Raw genomic sequence first — 20,584 nt, 5'->3', positions numbered from 1 at the left:
TGCAGTAACATAAGATTAACATTTTGTCGATTCTCTACCGAGGTGGGCACGTGAAGACATATCTGGTCGGTGGCGCCGTGCGCGACAAGTATCTACAGCTTCCCACCCAGGATCGCGACTGGGTCGTCGTCGGCGCGGCGCCGCAGACGCTGTTGGCACAGGGCTACCAGCAGGTCGGCAAGGACTTCCCGGTATTTCTGCATCCGCGCAGCAAAGAGGAGTACGCCCTGGCGCGCACCGAACGCAAGGCCGGCCAGGGCTACACCGGCTTTAGCACCTATTTCGCCCCGGACGTTACCCTAGAGCAGGATTTACTGCGGCGCGACCTGACCATCAATGCGATGGCGGAGGACGATGAAGGCCAGCTGATCGATCCCTACGGCGGCCTGCAGGACCTGCAGCAGCGTCAGCTGCGCCACGTATCAGAGGCCTTTGTCGAAGACCCGCTGCGCGTGCTGCGCGTCGCCCGCTTTGCCGCCCGCTTCGCACCGCTGGGCTTTGAGGTTGCCGCACCGACTCTGGCACTGATGCAGCAAATGAGTCAGCAGGGTGAGCTGGCCCACCTGACGCCGGAGCGGGTTTGGCTAGAGACGGAGAAAGCGCTGTCCGGCCCCGTGCCACAGGTTTATTTTCAGGTGCTGCGCGACTGTGGCGCGCTGGCGGTGCTGTTCCCGGAGATCGATCGGCTGTTCGGGGTACCGGCCCCCGCCCAGTGGCACCCGGAGATCGACACCGGCATCCATACCCTGCTTACCCTGGCTATGGCCAGCCATCTGAGCGACGACGTCGCCGTGCGCTTTGCCGCGCTGACCCACGATGTGGGCAAGGGACTGACTAACCCCAATTTCTGGCCCCACCATCACGGCCATGGGCCGGCAGGCGTACGCCTGGTGCGGGAGATGTGCCAGCGCCTGCGCACCCCAAACCCGGTGCGCGATCTGGCGCTGCTGGTCGCCGAATATCACGATCTGATCCACACGGTGGAGCGTCTTCGCCCCGCGACGCTGCTCAAGTTGCTGGACACCATTGACGTCTGGCGCCGCCCCCAGCGCCTGCAGCAAATGATCCTGTGCAGCGAGGCCGACGCCCGCGGGCGCACCGGTCTGGAGGATCAACCCTACCCGCAGGCCGGCTATCTGCGTGCCGCCTACCACCAGGCCGCGCAGGTTGCTGTATGCAACGTCATCACCGATGGTTTTCAGGGGGCGGCTATCCGCGAAGAATTACAGACGCGGCGTCTACAGGCGCTCAAAAGTTGGAAGGCCGCCCAGGAGGCGGCCTTAAACGCGGAATAGCGGGGAAAACGGCAGCGGGCGTCCGCCGCCCGCTCAGCAGAATACCAGATAGACCGCCGCCGCCACGATAAAGCGATAAATGGCGAAAGGCACAAAGGAGATCCGCTTGATCAGGTTCAGGAAGGTCTTGATGGCGATCAGCGCAACGATAAACGCGGTAACAAACCCCACGCTGAACATCGGCAAATCGCCCAGCGACAGATAGGGCAGGCTTTTGTACAGCTCCAGCGCACTGGCGCCCATCATCATCGGCACCGCCAGAAGAAAGGAGAACTCTGACGCTGCGTAGCGACTCACGCCCATCAGCATACCACCGGAGATCGTCGCCCCTGAGCGGGAGAAGCCAGGCCACAACGCCAGACACTGAAAGCAGCCGATCATAAACGCCTGACGGTAGGTAATGTCATCCAGCCCGACAGCCCGCGTCTGCGCCGGTTTTAACCACTCGGCGGCCAGCAGCAGCAGACCGCCTACCACCAGGGCATAGGCCACCGTCAACGGAGTAAACAGACTCTTGATAAAATCATGGAGCAGCAGCCCCAGCACCACCGCCGGGATCATCGCCAGCACAATATGGCCCAGCCGAAGTTGCCCCTGACCACGTCCTTCGTGCACCACCGGGCGACCAAAGTGGATCCCGATCAGCCCGAACAGGCGGCGCCAGAACATCACCACTACCGCCAGGATCGAGCCCAGCTGGATAATCACCTCAAACGTTTTCGCCTTATCCCCTTCAAAACCCAGCCAGTGGCCAACAATAATCATATGACCGGTGGAAGAGACCGGTAAAAACTCCGTCAATCCCTCGACGATGCCCAGAATAAACGCATTAAGCAGCGTATGCAGATCCATATATTCTCATTCCCTTCTTAGTACAGACGGCCTGTGGGCCGTAAAACGTTAGACACCTGCCGTGCGGCAACCGCGCTCAATCACTACCCCGACGCTGCGCGCCTGGGCGACCGCGCCCGGCTTGCTCACACGCAGGCGAACCCAGGGGCTGTTAAAGCGCGTCATCAACAGAGTGGCAACCTCTTCGGCCACCCGCTCGACCAGGGCAAAGCGATTCGGCTCTACGTGCTGTAGGATAGCCTCGCTCACCTCGGCATAGCTCAGGCAGTGCGCCACGTCGTCGCTCTGTGCGGCACGGCGGTTGTCCCACCCCAGCTCGACATCAAACACCAGCCTCTGACGGATCGTCTGTTCCCACTCAAATACCCCGATAGTGGTGACGACAGTCAACCCTTCGATAAATACGATGTCCATCACGCGATTCCCGTTTTTTAGCCTGCTTCGGATACCACTTCTTGTAGAATGTGCGTATTATCCACAGATATCCGGCGCTGTCGCGCACTAATCCATGCTGCGGCATGGGTGACTGGCCAGCGGGCGTACGGTGGCTCAACACCCTGATTTCTCTTTTACTCAAGACGGAGATGAATCCATGAGTGCGACTGCGTTAGGCATGATTATTTTCGCCTACCTGTGCGGCTCCATCTCCAGCGCCATTCTGGTTTGCAAAGCGGCCGGACTCCCCGACCCGAGGGAAAATGGTTCTGGTAATCCCGGAGCAACCAACGTGCTGCGCAACGGTGGGCGCTTAGCCGCCGCCGCCGTACTGATCTTCGATGTACTTAAGGGGATGATCCCGGTCTGGCTGGCCTATACGCTGGAGATGTCCCCCTTTTACCTCGGCCTGACGGCCATTGCAGCCTGTCTGGGCCATATTTACCCGGTATTCTTTCGCTTCCGCGGCGGTAAAGGCGTCGCGACCGCCTTTGGCGCCATCGCCCCCATCGGCTGGGATCTGACCGGACTGATGGTCGGCACCTGGCTGCTGACCGTGCTATTGAGCGGATACTCCTCCCTTGGCGCCATCGTCAGCGCGCTGATCGCCCCCTTCTACGTCTGGTGGTTTAAGCCGCAGTTTACCTTCCCGGTGGCCATGCTTTCCTGTCTTATCCTGGTGCGTCACCACGATAATATCCAGCGTCTATGGCGTGGAAAAGAGGGAAAAATCTGGAGGAAAAAGGGCGCTAAAAGCGCCCAGAATAGCGAGAGGCCAGCCTCAGCCTCGCCCCCCCATGATGACGAACCGCAGACGCCGCGCTGAATACGCCGACGCCGCGTGGAGTTAACTGCGAGCTGCCACCGGCGGCAGCTCCGCCAGCGGCCAACGCGGGCGTACGCTGATAGACAGATCGGCATCGACGCCGCTCTTCAGACGCACCATACCAGCATAAGCGATCATCGCGCCGTTATCGGTGCAGAACTCCGGACGGGCATAGAACACCGCGCCGCCACGCTGCTGCATCATCTGCGCCAGACGCCCGCGCAGCGCACGGTTTGCGCTCACGCCGCCAGCCATTACCAGGCGCTGAAACCCGGTCTGATCCAGCGCACGACGGCACTTGATCGCCAGCGTATCCACCACCGCATCTTCAAAGGCACGTGCAATGTCGGCGCGGGTTTGCGCGTCATCGCCGTTGGCGTGAATCGTATTGGCGGCAAAGGTCTTCAGACCGGAAAAGCTGAGGTCCAGCCCCGGTCGATCGGTCATCGGACGCGGGAACACGAAGCGCCCCGGCACACCCTGCTGCGCCATCCTGGAGAGAACCGGCCCTCCGGGATAGTCCAGCCCCAGCAGCTTGGCCGTCTTGTCAAAGGCCTCTCCTGCAGCGTCGTCAATCGACTCTCCCAGCAGGCGATACTCGCCGATGCCGGTGACGCTGATAAGCTGGGTATGGCCGCCGGAGACCAGCAGCGCGACAAACGGAAACGCCGGAGGATTCTCCTCCAGCATCGGCGCCAGCAGATGCCCCTCCATGTGGTGTACCGGCACCGCCGGCACGCCCCAGGCAAACGCCAGCGACCGACCGACGGTCGCCCCGACCAGCAGCGCCCCGACCAGCCCCGGACCGGCGGTATAGGCCACGCCATCCAAATCCGCCGGGGTCAGATCCGCCTCACGCAGCGCCGCCTGGATCAGCGGCACGGTCTTCCGCACATGGTCACGCGACGCCAACTCCGGGACCACACCGCCATAGTCAGCATGCAGTTTAATCTGGCTATACAGCTGATTGGCCAGGATCCCTTTTTCATCGTCGTAAATGGCGATACCGGTTTCATCACAGGAGGTTTCGATCCCCAGAATACGCATGGCGGCTCCAACAACACGTTCAGTACAACTCAAAGTGGCGCATAATAGCACAATTCTGCTATACTATTTCGCTTTCTTACTGCGGCCCATCGCCGTTGAAGGATAAGACAGCGCTTTACAAGCGGGTGCTGTTCGGATTAAAATTCCGCACCATTTTTGAACAGCTGGCGCATGGCCAGCGAAAATACCGATTTTTATCGAGGTGAGAGGCACATGCCGGTAATTAAAGTACGTGAAAACGAGCCGTTCGACGTAGCTCTGCGTCGCTTCAAACGTTCCTGCGAGAAAGCAGGCATCCTGGCTGAAGTTCGTCGTCGTGAATTCTATGAAAAACCGACCACCGAACGTAAGCGCGCTAAAGCGTCTGCTGTTAAACGTCACGCTAAGAAACTGGCTCGCGAAAACGCACGCCGCACTCGTCTGTACTAATTTGACCGGGGTTTTCCCCGTCGAATCCAGGTCACAGACCATGTCGTTGTTTGTATCGCACGGGCAATGACATACGAAGGCCGTGCCTTCCGAAAGGAAAGCGCGGCTTGTTCTCGTTTAGAGGCTGTAAAACTGTTTGCCTGTCGCCCTCTCAACGCCGACGGCGGACAACCACTGTAAAGGGCTTATGGCTGGACGAATCCCACGCGTATTTATCAACGATCTGTTGGCTCGTACCGATATTGTCGAGCTGGTCGATGCGCGTGTGAAACTTAAGAAGCAGGGGAAGAACTACCACGCCTGCTGTCCATTCCACTCGGAAAAAACGCCCTCGTTTACCGTTAACGCGGACAAACAGTTTTACCACTGCTTCGGCTGCGGTGCCCACGGCAACGCCATTGATTTTTTGATGAACTATGATCGGCTTGAGTTTGTCGAAAGCATAGAAGAGCTGGCGACCATGGCGGGGCTGGAAGTGCCCTATGAGTCCGGCAGCGGACCGAGCCAGATGGAGCGGCATCAGCGCCAGAATCTGTATCAGCTGATGGATGGCCTATGCGGCTACTATCAGCAGTCCCTGCGCCAACCGGGTGCGACGCAGGCGCAGCAATACCTGACCGGGCGCGGTATGAGCCAGGCCATTATGGATAGCTTTGCCATCGGCTACGCGCCGCAGGGCTGGGACAACGCCCTGAAACGCTTTGGCCGCGACGCGGGCGGGCGCACAGCGCTCAACGACGCCGGAATGTTGGTGAATAACGAGAACGGTCGCAGCTACGATCGTTTCCGTGACCGTATCATGATCCCCATCCGTGACAAACGCGGGCGGGTGATCGCCTTTGGCGGTCGGGTTCTGGGCAACGGCACGCCGAAATACCTGAACTCGCCCGAAACGGAGATTTTCCATAAAGGCCGCCAGCTGTTTGGCCTGTATGAGGCGCTGCAGCACGCCGCGCAGCCGGAGCGTCTGCTGGTCGTCGAAGGCTATATGGACGTCATCGCGCTGGCGCAGTATGGCGTCAACTATGCGGTGGCGTCGCTGGGAACCTCCACGACCGCCGAGCATATCCAACTGTTGTTCCGCCATACCGACAGCGTCGTGTGCTGTTACGATGGCGATAACGCCGGGCGCGAGGCTGCCTGGCGCGCGCTGGAGACCGCACTGCCTTACCTGAGCGACGGCCGTCAGCTGAAGTTTATGTTTTTACCCGAGGGGGAAGACCCGGATACGCTGATCCGCAAAGAGGGGGCCGAAGCCTTCGAACGGCGAATGAACGATGCGCATCCCCTGTCCACCTTTCTGTTCGACAGCCTGCTGCCGCAGGTCGATTTGAGTACCCCGGATGGCCGGACCAAGCTGAGTGCGCTGGCGCTGCCGCTTATCGGCCAGGTGCCCGGCGAGACACTGCGTCTGTATCTGCGCCAGTCGCTGGGACAGAAGCTGGGAATACTCGACGACAGCCAGCTGGAAAAGCTGCTGCCTCGGCGCAGCGAAGCGGTAAAGAATTATCAGCCGCCGCGGTTAAAACCAACGACTATGCGTATACTTATCGCATTGCTGGTACAAAACCCGGCGTTAGCTGCCGAAGTACCGACGCTGGACGGATTACACCAGCACCCGTTGCCGGGCCTACCGCTGTTTATCGAGCTGGTAGAAACCTGTCTGGCGCAGCCGGGGCTGACTACCGGGCAATTGCTGGAGCTGTATCGCGATAATAAATATGCGTCGCAGCTTGAAACGCTGGCAACGTGGAACCACATGATTATTGAGCCCATGGTGCTCGAAACCTTCGTGGATACCCTCGGCAGTCTGTACGACGCCGTGCTGGAGCAGCGCCTGGAGCAGCTCATCGCCCGAGCCAGAACCGACGGGCTGACGCCTGCGGAGCGCGAAGAGGTGCGCTCACTGAATGAGGCGCTGGCCAAAAAGAACTAACGCATAATAAACACCGTCGGCATTAATAGGGCGGTGACTAAACTTAATAGTAAATTTAGCGGCTTGATTGCCGATACCACGCAGGATGTAGCCCCTGCATGCCGCAATACCGGGGAGCGGCGACGAATGAAAGTAACCCGCGTACGGCCCTGATAATCCGGGCCTTAAGCATCGTTGGCGGTCATAGATAATCCGACCAACACCAATTCAAACTCTGAAGTGTGGATACCGTCTTATGGAGCAAAACCCGCAGTCACAGCTCAAACTTCTTGTTACCAAGGGCAAGGAGCAAGGCTACCTGACCTATGCTGAGGTCAATGACCATCTGCCGGAAGATATCGTCGACTCCGATCAGATCGAAGACATCATCCAAATGATTAATGACATGGGCATCCAGGTGATGGAAGAAGCACCGGATGCCGATGACCTGATGCTGGCGGAGAACATTGCCGACGAAGACGCCGCAGAGGCGGCGGTACAGGTTCTGTCCAGTGTCGAATCCGAAATTGGCCGTACCACCGATCCGGTACGCATGTACATGCGTGAAATGGGCACCGTTGAGCTGCTGACCCGTGAAGGGGAAATCGATATCGCCAAGCGTATCGAGGACGGTATCAACCAGGTTCAATGTTCCGTTGCCGAATATCCGGAGGCCATCACCTACCTGCTGGAGCAGTATGACCGCGTTGAGGCCAGCGAAGCACGTCTGTCCGACCTGATCACCGGCTTTGTCGATCCCAACGCCGAAGAGGATATGGCCCCAACCGCAACCCACGTGGGTTCCGAGCTGCCGGAAGAGGAGCTGGACGACGACGGGGATGAGAACGAAGACGAGGACGATGACAGCGACGATGACAACAGCATCGATCCAGAGCTGGCTCGTCAGAAATTCGTTGAGTTGCGCCAGCAGTACGAAAAAACCCGTCTGGCCATCAAGGCCGAAGGGCGTAGCAGCGGCAAGGCACAGGAAGAGATCCAGAATCTGTCTGAAATCTTCAAGCAGTTCCGCCTGGTGCCGAAACAGTTTGACTATCTGGTCAGCAACATGCGCGAAATGATGGATCGCGTTCGTGGTCAGGAACGTCTGATCATGAAGTTGTGCGTTGAGCAGAGCAAGATGCCGAAGAAAAACTTCATCACCCTGTTTACCGGCAACGAAACCAGCATCACCTGGTTTGACGCCGCGCTGGCCATGGGTAAACCCTGGGGCGAAAAACTCAAGGATATGCGTGAGGAAGTCGAGCGCAGCCTGCAGAAACTGCACCAGATTGAAGAAGAGACCGGCCTGACCATTGAACAGGTCAAAGACATCAACCGTCGTATGTCCATCGGCGAAGCCAAAGCGCGCCGTGCAAAGAAAGAGATGGTTGAGGCTAACCTGCGTCTGGTTATCTCCATCGCTAAAAAGTATACCAACCGCGGCCTGCAGTTCCTGGATCTGATCCAGGAGGGTAACATCGGCCTGATGAAGGCGGTCGATAAGTTTGAATACCGCCGCGGTTACAAGTTCTCCACCTACGCAACCTGGTGGATCCGCCAGGCAATCACCCGCTCTATCGCCGATCAGGCGCGCACTATCCGTATCCCGGTGCATATGATTGAGACCATCAATAAACTCAACCGTATTTCACGCCAGATGTTGCAGGAGATGGGGCGTGAGCCGACGCCGGAAGAGCTGGCCGAGCGTATGATGATGCCGGAAGACAAGATCCGCAAGGTGCTGAAGATTGCCAAAGAGCCGATCTCCATGGAAACGCCGATCGGTGACGATGAAGATTCGCATCTGGGTGACTTTATCGAAGATACCACTCTGGAGCTGCCGCTGGATTCCGCAACCTCTGAAAGCCTGCGCTCCGCGACCCGCGACGTACTGGCCGGACTGACCGCCCGCGAGGCGAAAGTCCTGCGTATGCGTTTTGGTATCGATATGAATACCGACCACACCCTGGAAGAGGTCGGCAAGCAGTTCGATGTTACCCGCGAGCGTATCCGCCAGATCGAAGCCAAGGCGCTGCGTAAGCTGCGCCACCCGAGCCGTTCTGAAGTCCTGCGCAGCTTCCTGGACGACTAAATCCGTTCCGGCCACGCTACGCATACCCACCCCGGCCGCCTGACCGGGGTTTTTCTTTTTCAGCGCGGCAGCGCGCCCGTCAGAATATCGCCAACCCGCTCGCTATGCCCCTGCGACATCAACGTTAATATAGCTCCCGATAGCTGTCTACCCGCGCGGCTGGTATCACCCTGCTCAGGCCACTGGGGTTAGGTAACACCCATAGCATCGTCCCGTCGATACGCAGCGCCGGGCATCCCCAGGCGGGGCGGCGAATCCCAAACGCCTGGGTAAAAGCCTGTTTACCCAGTACTGTCCGCGCCTGCGGCTGGTAACGCGTGATCTTCGCCTGCTGAACATCACCCCGGTGCGCAGCGCCGCAGCAATCAGTTCAGCAGCCGTTGCCATCGGGGACGCGGTACCAGCGCGATAATCCCACAGCCGGTATCAATAGATGAGGCTCCGCCTGGGGCGCCAGCGGACGATCGGTAAAACCCGCCAGATGGATCACCGACCAGAAACGGTTACGCGGATTGGCAAAATGATCACCCGGGCCGGGCTCAGTCCCCGGTTGATACCGCAAAACACCACCCGTAGCCCGGTTGTCAAAATGTCCACGCTTGTCACGTCGCCTTTGCATTCTCGTCATACCCGAAATCTTACCGTAATAACAATGGGCTAGCTATGTTCAAAAAAGCGGCGTCCGCTGCGCAAGCACTGGATTTTCCTCCTTGATTTACTCTATAATCTTCGCCATTCGGCCCCTTAGCTCAGTGGTTAGAGCAGGCGACTCATAATCGCTTGGTCGTTGGTTCAAACCCAACAGGGGCCACCAAACAAAACAAGGACTTGCGAGAGATCGCAGGTCCTTATTCTTTTCTAGGATACCTAAGTCAGGTATCTACAGGTATGTCATGCTAGAGCCAGCCATCAAATCAAACTGTCGTTTTCGATAAAATCTCCGTATCCTGATCCTCTAGTGAATGCTAAAGGAGAGAAATAATGAGTCATCAAGAGGAGTATGCTCGCGGATACAGGGACGGATACAAATCAGTGCAAGGGAACGTGATCCCTCCAGTTGCGCCAATCGGCCCAATAACGCCATTAGGCTCAGATCCTTACCAAGAGGGGTATAAAGCTGGAGTGAAATCCGCTGGCGGCTAATACAATTTACACCACCTTGACGGACTCGACCTCCAACCTACGGTAGGCATAGCTTGTTCCTGTAAATGAACGCCACTAACTCAAGAAGTCAGAAGGAACAGAGCAGGCGCATCATCTGTTCTCGGTGATTTCCTGCTCTATTGCTCCCAATCAGTGCAACAATTAAGCCCCTTTCAACATATCAAATACCACCCGGGCAAAGCCTTTCGCCAGCTCAGGGTTAGAGAGGTATTGCAGCATCATCTCTTGCTGGGCGTCGTTGCTGTCCATCACGGCATCATCAATGGCTTGTGGGAAATCGCCCAGCATCGCCTGTTCGCGCGTATTGTTGGCGATCTGGGTCATCACCGCCTGGTTTTCTGACAACTTGTCACGCACCGCGAAGGCATAATTAATCATGTCTTTATCGGTGAGATTATCGGTGACAAAAAGCTCATTAAGGCGGGCCAGGATATTCGACAGAAACTCCTCTTTCTTGTCCTTCGGCTTCGCCGTACCGACCTCATTACCCGGTTTGATTTTGTCATCTTCTGCATCCTCTTGCAGCTTCAGATGCTGTTCGTGGAGCTTCGACAGGCGATAATGGCTCATCTCCACGTTGCTTAAATCAATCTCGTCTTCTTCGATACGCTGTTCATGCAGCAACGGACGCAGATGGCGGGCAAACAGGCTCAGCTTTTCCAGGTTCTTGTCGTCGTAATCGACGATTTGCGACATAAACTCGTAAAAGCGGACAAAGCTGCCGAGATCTTTCTTGAAGATATCCAGCTTACTTTTTTCTTTCTCGCACTCTTTGAAGGTGTTTTCCGCGTTGGTGATCAGCACAATATCGCCGGTCTTCCTGGTGCGTTCAAACATCTCTTTGGCCAGCAGATAGGCATCAATCGCCGAGGTGTAGCGGTTTTTCCAGCGCTGCACCGCCGGTTTGCAGATATTACTAATGGCCGCGTTGGATTTGTTTTTGCTGAAGAACGCCGTGCAGAACTGCTCCACTTCGTTCCATAGGAAAATGCCGCTGGTACGCAGCTTTTCATAAAGTTCAAAGACCAACTGCGGATCGCTGACATCCGTCAGTTCTGCGGTCTGGTAGTAGGGCTGGAAAGCCCCCAAAATATCTTCAGGCTCATTGTAGAAATCGAGCACAAAGGTGCCGGACTGCGCCTTCCCAGGATAGGTACGGTTCAGGCGCGACAGGGTCTGTACACACTCCACGCCGCCCAGCTTCTTATCCACATACATGGCACACAGCTTGGGCTGGTCAAACCCGGTCTGGAATTTGTTGGCCACCAGCATCACCTGGTACTCATCGGTATCAAACGCTTTACGCATATCCCGGCCTTTCAGGCCCGGGTTCATATTGATCTCGGTGAACTTCTGATGAAGCAGCGCAAGGCTGTTGTGGTCATCTTCGTGGAACTCCACTTCCCCGGAGAACGCCACCATCGCGCTGATCTTGGCGTACTTGCGCTCGGCGATGTATTTATCGAACGCCAGCTTGTAACGCACCGCCGCTTTACGCGAGCTGGTCACCACCATCGCTTTGGCCTGACCGGCCAGTAAGTGCATCACATGCTGGCGGAAGTGTTCAACGATCACCCTCACCTTCTGCGACACGTTATAATCGTGCAGCGAGACCCACTGGTTCAGTTTGACCTTGGCTTTCTTGCTGTCCACTTCCCGGTCAGGATCGCCCAGCTTTTGCAGCAGCTTGTACGCCACCTTGTAGTTGGTGTAGTTCTTCAGCACATCAAGAATAAAGCCCTCTTCGATGGCCTGACGCATGGAGTAAACGTGGAACGCTTCCGGTTTGTTGGTTTTCGATGCCGGCTCCAGCGGATTCGGGCGACGGCCAAACAGCTCCAGGGTTTTGGCTTTCGGTGTGGCGGTGAAGGCGTAATAGTTGAGGTTGCTGCTGCCTCGACGCGCGGCGACGGTGGCATCCAGAATATCCTCTGAGGACATCTCCACATCGTCATCCGCCTCTTCGGTCATCAGCACCTCTTTCAGCTGTCGCGCCGTTGAGCCGCTCTGCGAGGAGTGCGCTTCATCGGCAATCACCGCATATTTACGCTGCTTGAGGCTGACGCTGTTTTCAATCGCCTTCAGGACAAACGGGAAGGTCTGGATGGTGACGATAATGATCGGCTGTGAGTTTTCCAGCGCGCTGGCCAGCTTCTCCGATTTTGAACCGTCGCCTTCCTTGTTATTGATCCGCCCGACCACGCCATCCTGATGCTCGAACTGATAGATGGTGTCCTGCAGCTGATCGTCGAGCACGGTGCGGTCCGTCACCACAATCACCGAGTGGAACTGCTTCTCGCCATTTTCATCGTACAGGCGGGAAAGCTGATGGGCCGTCCAGGCGATAGAGTTCGATTTGCCCGACCCCGCGCTGTGCTGGATCAGGTATTTATTGCCGGTGCCTTCCACCGTGGCGGCGGTGATCAGTTTGTTCACCACATCCCACTGGTGATAGCGTGGGAAAATCAGGCTCTCGCTTTTGTACTTCAGGCCAAGGGCGTTCTCTTTTTCGACGATTTGCAGATGCATAAAACTGGCGAGAATTTTCAGCAGATTGTCCGGCAGCAGCACCTCTTTCCACAGGTAACTGGTCGCATAGTCGTTGGCATCTTCCGGGATGTCGTTCCCCGCACCGCCGTCATGGGTGCCTTTATTAAACGGCAGGAAGAAGGTTTTATCGCCGTCGAGTCTGGTTGTCATAAACACGTCGTACTGGCTGACGGCAAAATGCACCAGCGCCCCACGTTTAAAGGTCAGCAGCGGTTCGGGTTTATTGGTGCCGGGATCCTTGGGCAAACGCGTTTTCTTATATTGCGTAATGGCGTTTTGCACTGTCTGCTTAAATTCAGACTTCAGTTCCAGGGTCGCTATCGGCAGGCCATTGACGAACAGAACCAGATCGATACGCCATTTCTTGGCCTTGACGCCGGTTTCTGCAAAGGCGCCGTTCGAGGCATGCGGGCTATAAACCAGCTCCGGCACCAGGCGGCAGATATTCTGCTGGTAGCGCGTCAGGGTTTGCGGATTGAGGTTATGTTCCGGCTTAAACTGGCACAGGGAGAAGCGCGCATTGTGGCTCTTGATGCCATGACGCAGCACGCCGAGGGTACCGTAGGTACGCGACAGCATATCGGTGGCATTGATATCCGCTTTTTTTAGCTGCGCCACCAGCGCATCGAGGAAATGACGCTCGGTATCGCTGGGATAAACTTTGGTAAACTTCTCCCACTCCTGCGGCTGGGTGGTCTGCACAAAGGTCAGTGCATCCTGCGAGTACAGCGCACGTTCGCGATCGTAGCCGTCGGTTTTGCCGCGAACCCAGCCACGATCGATCATCTGTGCGATCATCTCATCCTGGAAAATCCGCTCTTTGGTGCTGTCCATGCTCATGCGCTGACCTCCTGTGGCTCCTCTGCTTCCTGTGTATCTGGCGCAACCCAGTCGCGGACGTCGATTTTCCCGGTGACGGCGGCGGAGATTAGGGCGGTGCGGCGTTCCTGAATAAGTTGAATCATATTAGATGTATTTTTAATCAGACCATCAAAGCGCTTAATCTCTAATTCTAAAAATTTATTAATTGTTAACTGTTCATCTATAGGAGGAACAACCATAATCATACCTGAGAAAATAGCATTATTTAGTTGTTGCTGAGCAGTTCCATATGCGCCGACATTTAATTGTTCCATCCAATAATGACCTTGTGCAACATTACACAAAAAACGATTATTGAAACTATTTTTTAATCTAATAATCATCATTTGGGCATTTATAAAGGCAGTGCTTTTATTTAACCGCTCAGTTTCAAAAATAGCTAACTCACCGATTCGCCCCGTGCTCCCTCTAACTTTAACAATTACATCACCGTTTATAGCTTTACCTCTATTTAGGCGATTGAATTTTTCGCGAGAAATATAATTTGCATCATCAATATTTATCTCCCAATTAGAAATGTTCTTTGAAGAAAGGAAAACAACTCCATCATCTACAAGATCATTATCATTAGGATACTCACTTCCTCTGTCACCATCGATAAATTTTGCATGATGTTTTAATGTGGAAATAGTCCAATGCTCCGGCACTTCCCCCAACCACTCAACACCAGAGTCTTTCATCGGCACATCAGGGTTTAGCCCTTTGGTAACGGCATGACTAATCACTGCATGGCGCTTTTCTTTCAGCAGTTCAATCAGTTGCTGTTGCTTCTCGATCAGGTTGTCGATTTTTGCGGTTTCGTGATCTAAAAACTTAGTTATTTTCTTCCGTTCTGATTCAGCCTTTGGTACGGAAAATTTATAATTACTCAAGTGCTCCTGAGTCATACTTGGCAGGGCTGTATTTGTAGAATAACGAGAAAACTGTATCGTGAGTGCAAGATAATAAAGATATCTTGCATCAAAACCTTCATTTAATTCCGTGTAATACATTGTATCAACAGTCCAGAATGGCTCATTTATATATAATGGCTTGTCGATAGTTCCCTTGCGTCCAAGTAATACAGATGGCTTGTCATACATAAATTTAGATGCGAACGTAAACTGTCCACCTGACCCCATAACTGGATAGCCATCATCAGTTTGAACAGATTTATAATCCTGGCCATTTTTTATTGCCGCCAAGTTTTTCAATCTACAAATAGTCCAAGACTCAGGCACTAGCCCCAGCCACTCAACTCCAGAATCCTTATACTCCGGATACGCCTTATAGTTAGCCATCAGGAATGTACCTCCTGCAGCAGCTTCATCATCTCGGCGCTGACCGCATCCAGATCGGCATCGATCTCGGATAGTGGGCGCGGCGGCTGGTAGACATAGAAATGGCGGTTAAACGGGATCTCGTAACCGACAATCCCCACCTCGCCATCTTTGGCATCGCGCTTATCGGCGTTGATCCAGGCGTCGTTCACATGGGGCAGCACTTCCGCCTGGACGTAGTTTTCAATCAGGTTGCTGGTAGACTGCGCCGGATTCAGCGGCACGTTTTCGTTATCACGCAGTTCGCCGTCCTGTTCAAATTCCACCACCTTGCCCTTGTATTCAAACGCACCGTACAGTGGCTGAGCGGCCTCTTTCAGCACCTTCTTCACCACCGGCTCGGCATCCGGATTTTTGCTGGTGATAGCGTCGATAAACTGCTTGTTCTCTTTCGCATCCAGCTTCACGCCCGCCGTCTTGATGGCCCCCTTCAGGGTCAGCTTAAACTGGTTGAAGTCATTGCTGACCTGCGTTTTACCGCCCACCTGCGTACCCAGAGCGGCCTGAATCTGCTGCGCTTTTTCCATTAAACTACGCTGTGCCAGCCACAGTTTGCTGTCGAGCAGGTCTTTAATCTGCTTCTCTTTCAGCTCGGCAAATTCGGCTTTGATGATGGCGCGCGCTTCGGCTTCCAGTTCGGAGAGATCACCATAGCTCTCCGCCTGCCATTGGACCGCAAACTCGTCATACAGGCGTTCCATCGGCACATTAAACGGCTTCGGCGCAAAGCGCAGCGTCGCAATCGCCTCATCCGTCACCTGAGCGGATAACCGCAGCGGGCGCTCAATGGTCAGGCGGCGATAGCCAAAGTCGGTGCTGTTAAAGATTTTGCTGGCGAAGGTTTTCGGCGCTTCGGCTTTGGCGGTGGCAGGCTGACGACCACGGTTGGATTTTTGCTCGGCGGCTTTTTCCAGCCCCAGTGCTTCCAGGGTGGTGGCATTCATCACCTTAAAATCCCCGAAGGTCTGGGTGATCAGTTTGATGTCGTCGTCCCCCATCAGGTTACGCTTGGAGCCCAGCGATTTACGCATCTTGCCGCACAGGTTGCTGCCATCAATCAGCTGGACTTTGCCTTTACGCTCCGCAGCCTTCTGGTTGGAGAGGATCCAGACGTAGGTAGCAATGCCGGTGTTGTAGAACATGTCGGTTGGCAGCGCGACGATGCCTTCCAGCAAATCGGCTTCCAGAATGTAGCGGCGGATTTCGCTTTCGCCGCTGCCCGCACCACCGGTAAACAGCGGGGAGCCGTTAAGGATGATCCCGATGCGCCCACCGTTGCTCACGCTGCCATCCACATTGTGGCTGTCGCGCATTTTGCTGATCAGGTGCATCAGGAACAGCAGCGAACCGTCGGAAACACGCGGCAGGCCCGGACCAAAGCGACCGTTAAAGCCCTTCTGCATATGTTCGTCGTTAATCTCGCCCTCAATCTTCTTCCAGTCCACGCCAAACGGCGGGTTAGAGAGCATGTAGTCGAACTGGTCCTGCGGTAACTGGTCGTTAGAGAGGGTGTTACCCAGCTTAATACGGCTGACGTCCTGACCTTTGATCAGCATGTCGGCTTTACAGATAGCGTAGGATTCCGGGTTCAGCTCCTGACCAAAGGCACGCATCACCGCGTTTGGGTTCAGCTCATGCACATACTCCATACCCGAAGAGAGGAAGCCACCGGTCCCCGCCGTCGGATCATAAATGGTGCGGATGATGCCATCCTGGGTCAGCGCTTCATCATCCTCCATAAACACCAGCGAAGTGGTCAGACGCACGATATCGCGTGGGGTGAAGTGCTCACCGGCGGTCTCGTTAGAGCTTTCCGCGAAACGACGGATTAGCTCTTCAAACACCAGGCCCATCTCATAGTTGGAAATCGCTTTCGGGCTGAGATCGGTGGTGGCGAATTTCTTCACCACTTTGAACAGCAGGTTGGCATCTTCCAACAGGCCGACAAACTCGCTGAATTTGAAATGCTCGAAGATCTCTCGCGCATCGGGCGAGAACGCCTGGACATAATTCTCCAGGTTGGCTTTGATGTCGTTCTGCCCCATCTTGCCCAGATCCATCTTCGAGGTATTGAAGAAGGCAAGCCCGCTGGCGCGCAGCAGGAACTTCTGTTTGGCCTCTTCCGGCAGTGGGCTGGTTTTTAACTCATCGTATTTCGCCACCACCGCATCTTTGCTCTCCGCCAACACACACTCAAGACGGCGCAACAGTGTAAAGGGCAGGATCACGCGCCCATACTGAGACTGTTTGAAGTCACCGCGCAGCAGATCAGCCACCGACCAGATAAACGCAGCCGTTTGAGAAAAGTTAGTGTTAGTCATGAAACCCTCGGAAGAGATTGCAGCCCTGGAGCAAAATGCTCAGGCAAAATTCAATTTTGGAATGCAGTGCGCAAAATAATACCGGCTACGAAGACTATCGCAAACGATACAGGACAAAGAAATGAACGGTGGCCAGAATGAGCGCGTTACCCACGTCCTGCACTCATCAGTGACAGGTTAGAATGGCGCAAAACCCCATGTCTGATGACCAGGCTGGGCACCAGAACACGCTTGTCAATGGAACAATCGTCATGCCAACTGATGATGCCTACGAACGGGCCCGCCAGGCGGAGCGCAGAGCGCTACGCTCCTGCGCTCGCTGGATGCAAGGGTATGAAAATCTGCAAGGCCCTGTCCCGGCAGAAAGCGTCAGAGGGATTCTTGCCATGAATGAAATCACGCTGATCACTTGCGCCAGAGCAATGAACATGAGCCTTTCAGCCTGTCATTCTCTGGTATACGGCAGCTCGCGGATCACCCCAGCAACCGCTGTTCGGCTCAGCTCGGTGTTAGGCGGAACGCCCGGGCACGGGTTGAAAATGCAAAATGATTACGAAGTACTGCAGATAAAAGGAGATAACCGCCCACTGTCACGGCGGGCATGATCCAGTGATCGTCTCACTCCCGATGTCAAACCGCGATCTGGTGGTACGTATCACCGGCTATTCGGCGTTCTTTAGCGCGCTGTCGACGGATACCCAAGACGATATCATCACCCATACCGAACAGGTGCTGTAATAAAAAACGACGCCCTCCAACCGGAACGGCGCCGCCATGATCACCTTCTCTGGATTAATCAGTTCATCTTATGCAGGCGCTTAACATCAATCTTGGTGGTGCTCCAATCCTTATCGATCTCACCCTGGATCTCCACCTTGTCTTTCGGCGTTATGGTCTGCCCGTTCCAGTACTTATGATCTATCTCAACTTCAATGGTGCCGGTGGCATCGCGGAAAGTATAGTGATCGCCGCGCACGCGCTGTTCAATATTACCCTGCAGCACAACCCAACTGTTATCGCTGAGATCTTTCGCCTTCGCCACGGTGGTTACCGCCTGTTGGCCGCTGACAAAACCGCCGCTCTGCTGGGTATCCTGAGCCTGTTGCATCGCACCCGGGCCAGAGAATCCCCCTGTCTGAGCCAGAACCGGTGCACTGCACAGGGCCAGAATAGCAAAAATAGCAGCACCTTTTTTCATCATTATTCTCCCGTTATGGAATTCAGAAAGCAGCCTCGCTGACTGCCAATGTATGCATTACACCAAACAGTCCTTAACAAGATCTTAAATATGTATGATAGCGCTCAATTTTTTTATCACCGCCGATAGTGGCTAATTACGCAGCACTAACGCTGTACAAAAGGCTTGCCACACGGTTAAATCGGGCGCAGTAGCCAAGGGAAAATGAGCATATGCGCGTACTGTTAATTGAAGATGATCGCCTGATCGGCGACGGTATTAAAGCCGGATTAAGTAAAATGGGATTCACCGTGGACTGGTTTACCGACGGTCAGCAGGGCATGACAGCACTGGATAGCGCGCCCTATGACGCCGTGATCCTCGATCTGAGCTTGCCGGGCATCGACGGACTGGAGATCCTGCGCTGCTGGCGCGAGGCCGGACACGCGGAGCCGGTTCTGATCCTGACCGCCCGCGATGCCCTGGAGCAGCGGGTGATCGGGCTACAGCAGGGCGCAGACGACTATCTGTGTAAACCCTTCGCCCTGATCGAGGTCGCTGCACGCCTGCAGGCCCTTATCCGCCGCAACCACGGCCAGGCCCAGACGCTACTCAGCCACGGTGCGGTGAGTCTCGATCCCCTTAGCCTCACCGCAACCCTTGACGGTGCATCGCTGCCGCTAAAGCCCAAAGAGTTCGCCCTGCTGGAGCTACTGCTGCGTAACGCCGGGCGCGTGCTGCCGCGCTCACTGATCGAGGAAAAACTCTACAGCTGGGATGATGAGGTCTCCAGCAACGCCGTCGAGGTCCACATCCACCACCTGCGCCGCAAGCTGGGCAGCCACTTTATCCGCACCGTGCACGGCGTTGGCTACACGCTGGGAGACGCCTGATGCGCCATCTTCCCCGCCAGCTGACCCACAGCCTGCGTGCCAGGCTGACCGGAGGCTTTTTGATCCTGGTACTGCTGGTCTGGAGCAGCGCCAGCGCCCTGACCTGGTATCAGACGCGCGATGCGCTCAACGAGCTGTTCGATACCCAGCAGATGCTGTTTGCCAAGCGCCTGCTGGCCTTTGATCTCAGTCAGCTGAAGCACCCACTGCAGCTGCCGCAAAGCCATGATTTGCTACATAAGCACCGCGGTGATCAGGACAAGGACGCGCTGGCGTTCGCCATCTTCAATGCCGATGGACGCATGCTGCTCAACGATGGGGACAACGGCGATAATCTGGTGTATCGCTACCAGGGGGACGGCTTTACCGATGGCTATCTGGATAACGACGATGACAGCTGGCGACTGTTGTGGCTCACTACCCCGGACGGGCGCTACCGGATTTTAGTCGGCCAGGAGTGGGACTATCGCAACGACATGGCGCTGAGCATCGTCGGGGGACAGATGATACCCTGGCTGGTGGCGTTGCCGGTCATGGTGATCCTGCTGCTGCTGGTGGTCAGCCGCGGACTGGCTCCCTTGCACCGACTGGCAGCGGCGCTGGGACGCCGCCGCCCGGACGATGCCACCCCGTTACCCCGCGATGCCATCCCCAGCGAGGTCTGGCCGGTGGTAGAGTCACTCAATACCCTGTTTTCCCGAACCAATGCACAGATGGTACGCGAGCGGCGCTTTACCTCTGACGCTGCCCATGAGCTACGAACCCCACTGGCGGCGTTACGGGTTCAGGCCGAAGTGGTACAACTGGCGCAGGATGATATCGCCCTGCGTCAGCGTGCGCTGGGCCAGCTGGAGCAGGGTATCGATCGTGCGACCAGGCTGGTGGATCAGCTGTTGACCCTGTCGCGCCTCGACTCGCTGTCCCAGCTGGATGATGTACAGCCACGGGTGCTGGCCGAGCTCCTACAGACAGCGGTGATCGACATGGACGCGAAGGCCCATGCTGCCGGGGTTGCTCTGGCGCTGTCGGTGGATGATCCCAAGGTGCGCCGACGTATCCAGCCGCTGCTGTTCTCTCTGTTGATCCGCAACCTGCTGGATAACGCGATCTGCTACAGCCCGGCAGGCAGCCAGGTCACCCTGAGACTGACCAGCCATAGGCTGCAGATCACCGATAATGGCACCGGCGTCAGCGATGCCGTGCTGCAGCGCTTGGGCGAGCGCTTTTACCGCCCGCCGGGCCAGGAGAAAACCGGCAGTGGACTGGGTCTCTCCATCGTCCGTCAGATAGCCTCTCTGCACGAAATGCAGGTACAGTTCAGCCACGCACCGGGTGGGGGATTTCAGGTCACGCTGCGCTGGTAAGTGACGCGCCCACCGAAACGCGC

The 20,584-nt window shown here is 55.9% G+C and carries 15 protein-coding genes, 1 tRNA gene and 2 pseudogenes; 10 read left to right on the top strand and 8 right to left on the bottom strand.

Annotation, left to right across the window (positions count from 1 at the left end):
• Positions 1-50: 50 nt before the first annotated feature.
• Positions 51-1,295 carry a multifunctional CCA addition/repair protein gene (locus tag EIEH_RS14445; protein ID WP_015869964.1) on the top strand — a complete coding sequence of 415 codons (1,245 nt, stop codon included), beginning with the start codon at positions 51-53 and terminating at the stop codon, positions 1,293-1,295.
• 33 nt (positions 1,296-1,328) lie between these two features.
• Here EIEH_RS14445 and bacA read toward each other — a convergent pair whose 3' ends face one another.
• Positions 1,329-2,147: an undecaprenyl-diphosphate phosphatase gene (bacA, locus tag EIEH_RS14440; RefSeq protein ID WP_015869963.1), complete on the bottom strand. Its 819-nt coding sequence runs from the start codon at positions 2,145-2,147 to the stop codon at positions 1,329-1,331.
• 48 nt (positions 2,148-2,195) lie between these two features.
• Positions 2,196-2,561, bottom strand: a complete 366-nt coding sequence (folB, locus tag EIEH_RS14435; RefSeq protein ID WP_015869962.1) for a bifunctional dihydroneopterin aldolase/7,8-dihydroneopterin epimerase — start codon at positions 2,559-2,561, stop codon at positions 2,196-2,198.
• Positions 2,562-2,739: 178 nt separating this feature from the next.
• Between folB and plsY the strand changes: the two genes are divergently transcribed.
• Positions 2,740-3,408 (top strand): glycerol-3-phosphate 1-O-acyltransferase PlsY, encoded by a 669-nt coding sequence (gene plsY / locus EIEH_RS14430; RefSeq protein WP_015869961.1) that lies wholly within the window; start codon positions 2,740-2,742, stop codon positions 3,406-3,408.
• 21 nt (positions 3,409-3,429) lie between these two features.
• Here the strand turns inward: plsY and tsaD are convergent, their stop codons facing one another.
• Positions 3,430-4,455: a tRNA (adenosine(37)-N6)-threonylcarbamoyltransferase complex transferase subunit TsaD gene (gene tsaD / locus EIEH_RS14425; protein ID WP_015869960.1), complete on the bottom strand. Its 1,026-nt coding sequence runs from the start codon at positions 4,453-4,455 to the stop codon at positions 3,430-3,432.
• A gap of 213 nt (positions 4,456-4,668) precedes the next feature.
• Between tsaD and rpsU the strand changes: the two genes are divergently transcribed.
• The 3 genes from rpsU (at position 4,669) to rpoD (ending at position 8,891) form a co-directional block, all read left to right on the top strand.
• A complete protein-coding gene (rpsU, locus tag EIEH_RS14420; protein ID WP_005295814.1) occupies positions 4,669-4,884 on the top strand; it encodes a 30S ribosomal protein S21 in 216 nt (71 codons plus the stop codon).
• A gap of 187 nt (positions 4,885-5,071) precedes the next feature.
• Positions 5,072-6,820 carry a DNA primase gene (dnaG, locus tag EIEH_RS14415; RefSeq protein WP_015869959.1) on the top strand — a complete coding sequence of 583 codons (1,749 nt, stop codon included), beginning with the start codon at positions 5,072-5,074 and terminating at the stop codon, positions 6,818-6,820.
• A gap of 235 nt (positions 6,821-7,055) precedes the next feature.
• A complete protein-coding gene (rpoD, locus tag EIEH_RS14410) occupies positions 7,056-8,891 on the top strand; it encodes an RNA polymerase sigma factor RpoD (protein ID WP_015869958.1) in 1,836 nt (611 codons plus the stop codon).
• A 124-nt stretch (positions 8,892-9,015) separates the two neighbouring features.
• Here rpoD and mug read toward each other — a convergent pair.
• Positions 9,016-9,488: pseudogene (gene mug, locus EIEH_RS17975) on the bottom strand (G/U mismatch-specific DNA glycosylase).
• A gap of 141 nt (positions 9,489-9,629) precedes the next feature.
• Between mug and EIEH_RS14405 the strand changes: the two are divergent.
• Positions 9,630-9,705, top strand: a tRNA-Ile gene (locus EIEH_RS14405).
• 491 nt (positions 9,706-10,196) lie between these two features.
• Here the strand turns inward: EIEH_RS14405 and EIEH_RS14400 are convergent.
• From EIEH_RS14400 to EIEH_RS14390, 3 genes are read right to left on the bottom strand one after another with little or no spacing between them, the layout of a single operon-like run.
• Positions 10,197-13,445, bottom strand: coding sequence for a type I restriction endonuclease subunit R (locus EIEH_RS14400; RefSeq protein WP_015869955.1), 3,249 nt, complete (start codon positions 13,443-13,445; stop codon positions 10,197-10,199).
• Positions 13,442-14,767: a restriction endonuclease subunit S gene (locus EIEH_RS14395; RefSeq protein ID WP_015869954.1), complete on the bottom strand. Its 1,326-nt coding sequence runs from the start codon at positions 14,765-14,767 to the stop codon at positions 13,442-13,444. Before EIEH_RS14395 ends, EIEH_RS14400 begins: the two co-directional genes overlap by 4 nt.
• A complete protein-coding gene (locus EIEH_RS14390) occupies positions 14,767-17,127 on the bottom strand; it encodes a type I restriction-modification system subunit M (RefSeq protein ID WP_015869953.1) in 2,361 nt (786 codons plus the stop codon). Before EIEH_RS14390 ends, EIEH_RS14395 begins: the two co-directional genes overlap by 1 nt.
• A gap of 197 nt (positions 17,128-17,324) precedes the next feature.
• Here EIEH_RS14390 and EIEH_RS14385 point away from each other — a divergent pair, with 197 nt between their 5' ends.
• Together EIEH_RS14385 and EIEH_RS18600 are read left to right on the top strand one after the other, a co-directional pair.
• A complete protein-coding gene (locus tag EIEH_RS14385; RefSeq protein WP_107775195.1) occupies positions 17,325-17,732 on the top strand; it encodes a helix-turn-helix domain-containing protein in 408 nt (135 codons plus the stop codon).
• Between the two features lie 19 nt (positions 17,733-17,751).
• Positions 17,752-17,865 (top strand): annotated as a pseudogene (locus EIEH_RS18600) (formate acetyltransferase 3); the annotation flags it as partial.
• 58 nt (positions 17,866-17,923) lie between these two features.
• On the opposite strand, the gene EIEH_RS14380 reads toward EIEH_RS18600, so the two are convergent.
• Positions 17,924-18,325, bottom strand: a complete 402-nt coding sequence (locus EIEH_RS14380; RefSeq protein ID WP_015869951.1) for a YgiW/YdeI family stress tolerance OB fold protein — start codon at positions 18,323-18,325, stop codon at positions 17,924-17,926.
• Between the two features lie 212 nt (positions 18,326-18,537).
• On the opposite strand from EIEH_RS14380, the gene qseB reads away from it, so the two are divergent.
• Together qseB and qseC are read left to right on the top strand one after the other, a co-directional pair.
• Positions 18,538-19,197, top strand: coding sequence for a quorum sensing response regulator transcription factor QseB (qseB, locus tag EIEH_RS14375; RefSeq protein ID WP_015869950.1), 660 nt, complete (start codon positions 18,538-18,540; stop codon positions 19,195-19,197).
• Positions 19,197-20,561 carry a quorum sensing histidine kinase QseC gene (qseC, locus tag EIEH_RS14370; RefSeq protein WP_015869949.1) on the top strand — a complete coding sequence of 455 codons (1,365 nt, stop codon included), beginning with the start codon at positions 19,197-19,199 and terminating at the stop codon, positions 20,559-20,561. Before qseB ends, qseC begins: the two co-directional genes overlap by 1 nt.
• Positions 20,562-20,584: the final 23 nt, after the last annotated feature.

Origin of the sequence: Edwardsiella ictaluri ATCC 33202 (assembly GCF_000264785.1) — a bacterium.
Lineage (GTDB): Bacteria > Pseudomonadota > Gammaproteobacteria > Enterobacterales > Enterobacteriaceae > Edwardsiella > Edwardsiella ictaluri.
This window is presented reverse-complemented; position numbering and strand designations above follow the sequence as displayed.

Excerpts from the sequence above, each read along its gene's own strand:
- bacA (WP_015869963.1), bottom strand. The coding sequence starts at position 2,147 with ATGGATCTGCATACGCTGCTTAATGCGTTTATTCTGGGCATCGTCGAG.
- folB (WP_015869962.1), bottom strand. The coding sequence starts at position 2,561 with ATGGACATCGTATTTATCGAAGGGTTGACTGTCGTCACCACTATCGGG.
- plsY (WP_015869961.1), top strand. The coding sequence starts at position 2,740 with ATGAGTGCGACTGCGTTAGGCATGATTATTTTCGCCTACCTGTGCGGC.
- tsaD (WP_015869960.1), bottom strand. The coding sequence starts at position 4,455 with ATGCGTATTCTGGGGATCGAAACCTCCTGTGATGAAACCGGTATCGCC.
- rpsU (WP_005295814.1), top strand. The coding sequence starts at position 4,669 with ATGCCGGTAATTAAAGTACGTGAAAACGAGCCGTTCGACGTAGCTCTG.
- dnaG (WP_015869959.1), top strand. The coding sequence starts at position 5,072 with ATGGCTGGACGAATCCCACGCGTATTTATCAACGATCTGTTGGCTCGT.
- rpoD (WP_015869958.1), top strand. The coding sequence starts at position 7,056 with ATGGAGCAAAACCCGCAGTCACAGCTCAAACTTCTTGTTACCAAGGGC.
- EIEH_RS14400 (WP_015869955.1), bottom strand. The coding sequence starts at position 13,445 with ATGAGCATGGACAGCACCAAAGAGCGGATTTTCCAGGATGAGATGATC.
- EIEH_RS14395 (WP_015869954.1), bottom strand. The coding sequence starts at position 14,767 with ATGGCTAACTATAAGGCGTATCCGGAGTATAAGGATTCTGGAGTTGAG.
- EIEH_RS14390 (WP_015869953.1), bottom strand. The coding sequence starts at position 17,127 with ATGACTAACACTAACTTTTCTCAAACGGCTGCGTTTATCTGGTCGGTG.
- EIEH_RS14385 (WP_107775195.1), top strand. The coding sequence starts at position 17,325 with ATGTCTGATGACCAGGCTGGGCACCAGAACACGCTTGTCAATGGAACA.
- EIEH_RS14380 (WP_015869951.1), bottom strand. The coding sequence starts at position 18,325 with ATGAAAAAAGGTGCTGCTATTTTTGCTATTCTGGCCCTGTGCAGTGCA.
- qseB (WP_015869950.1), top strand. The coding sequence starts at position 18,538 with ATGCGCGTACTGTTAATTGAAGATGATCGCCTGATCGGCGACGGTATT.
- qseC (WP_015869949.1), top strand. The coding sequence starts at position 19,197 with ATGCGCCATCTTCCCCGCCAGCTGACCCACAGCCTGCGTGCCAGGCTG.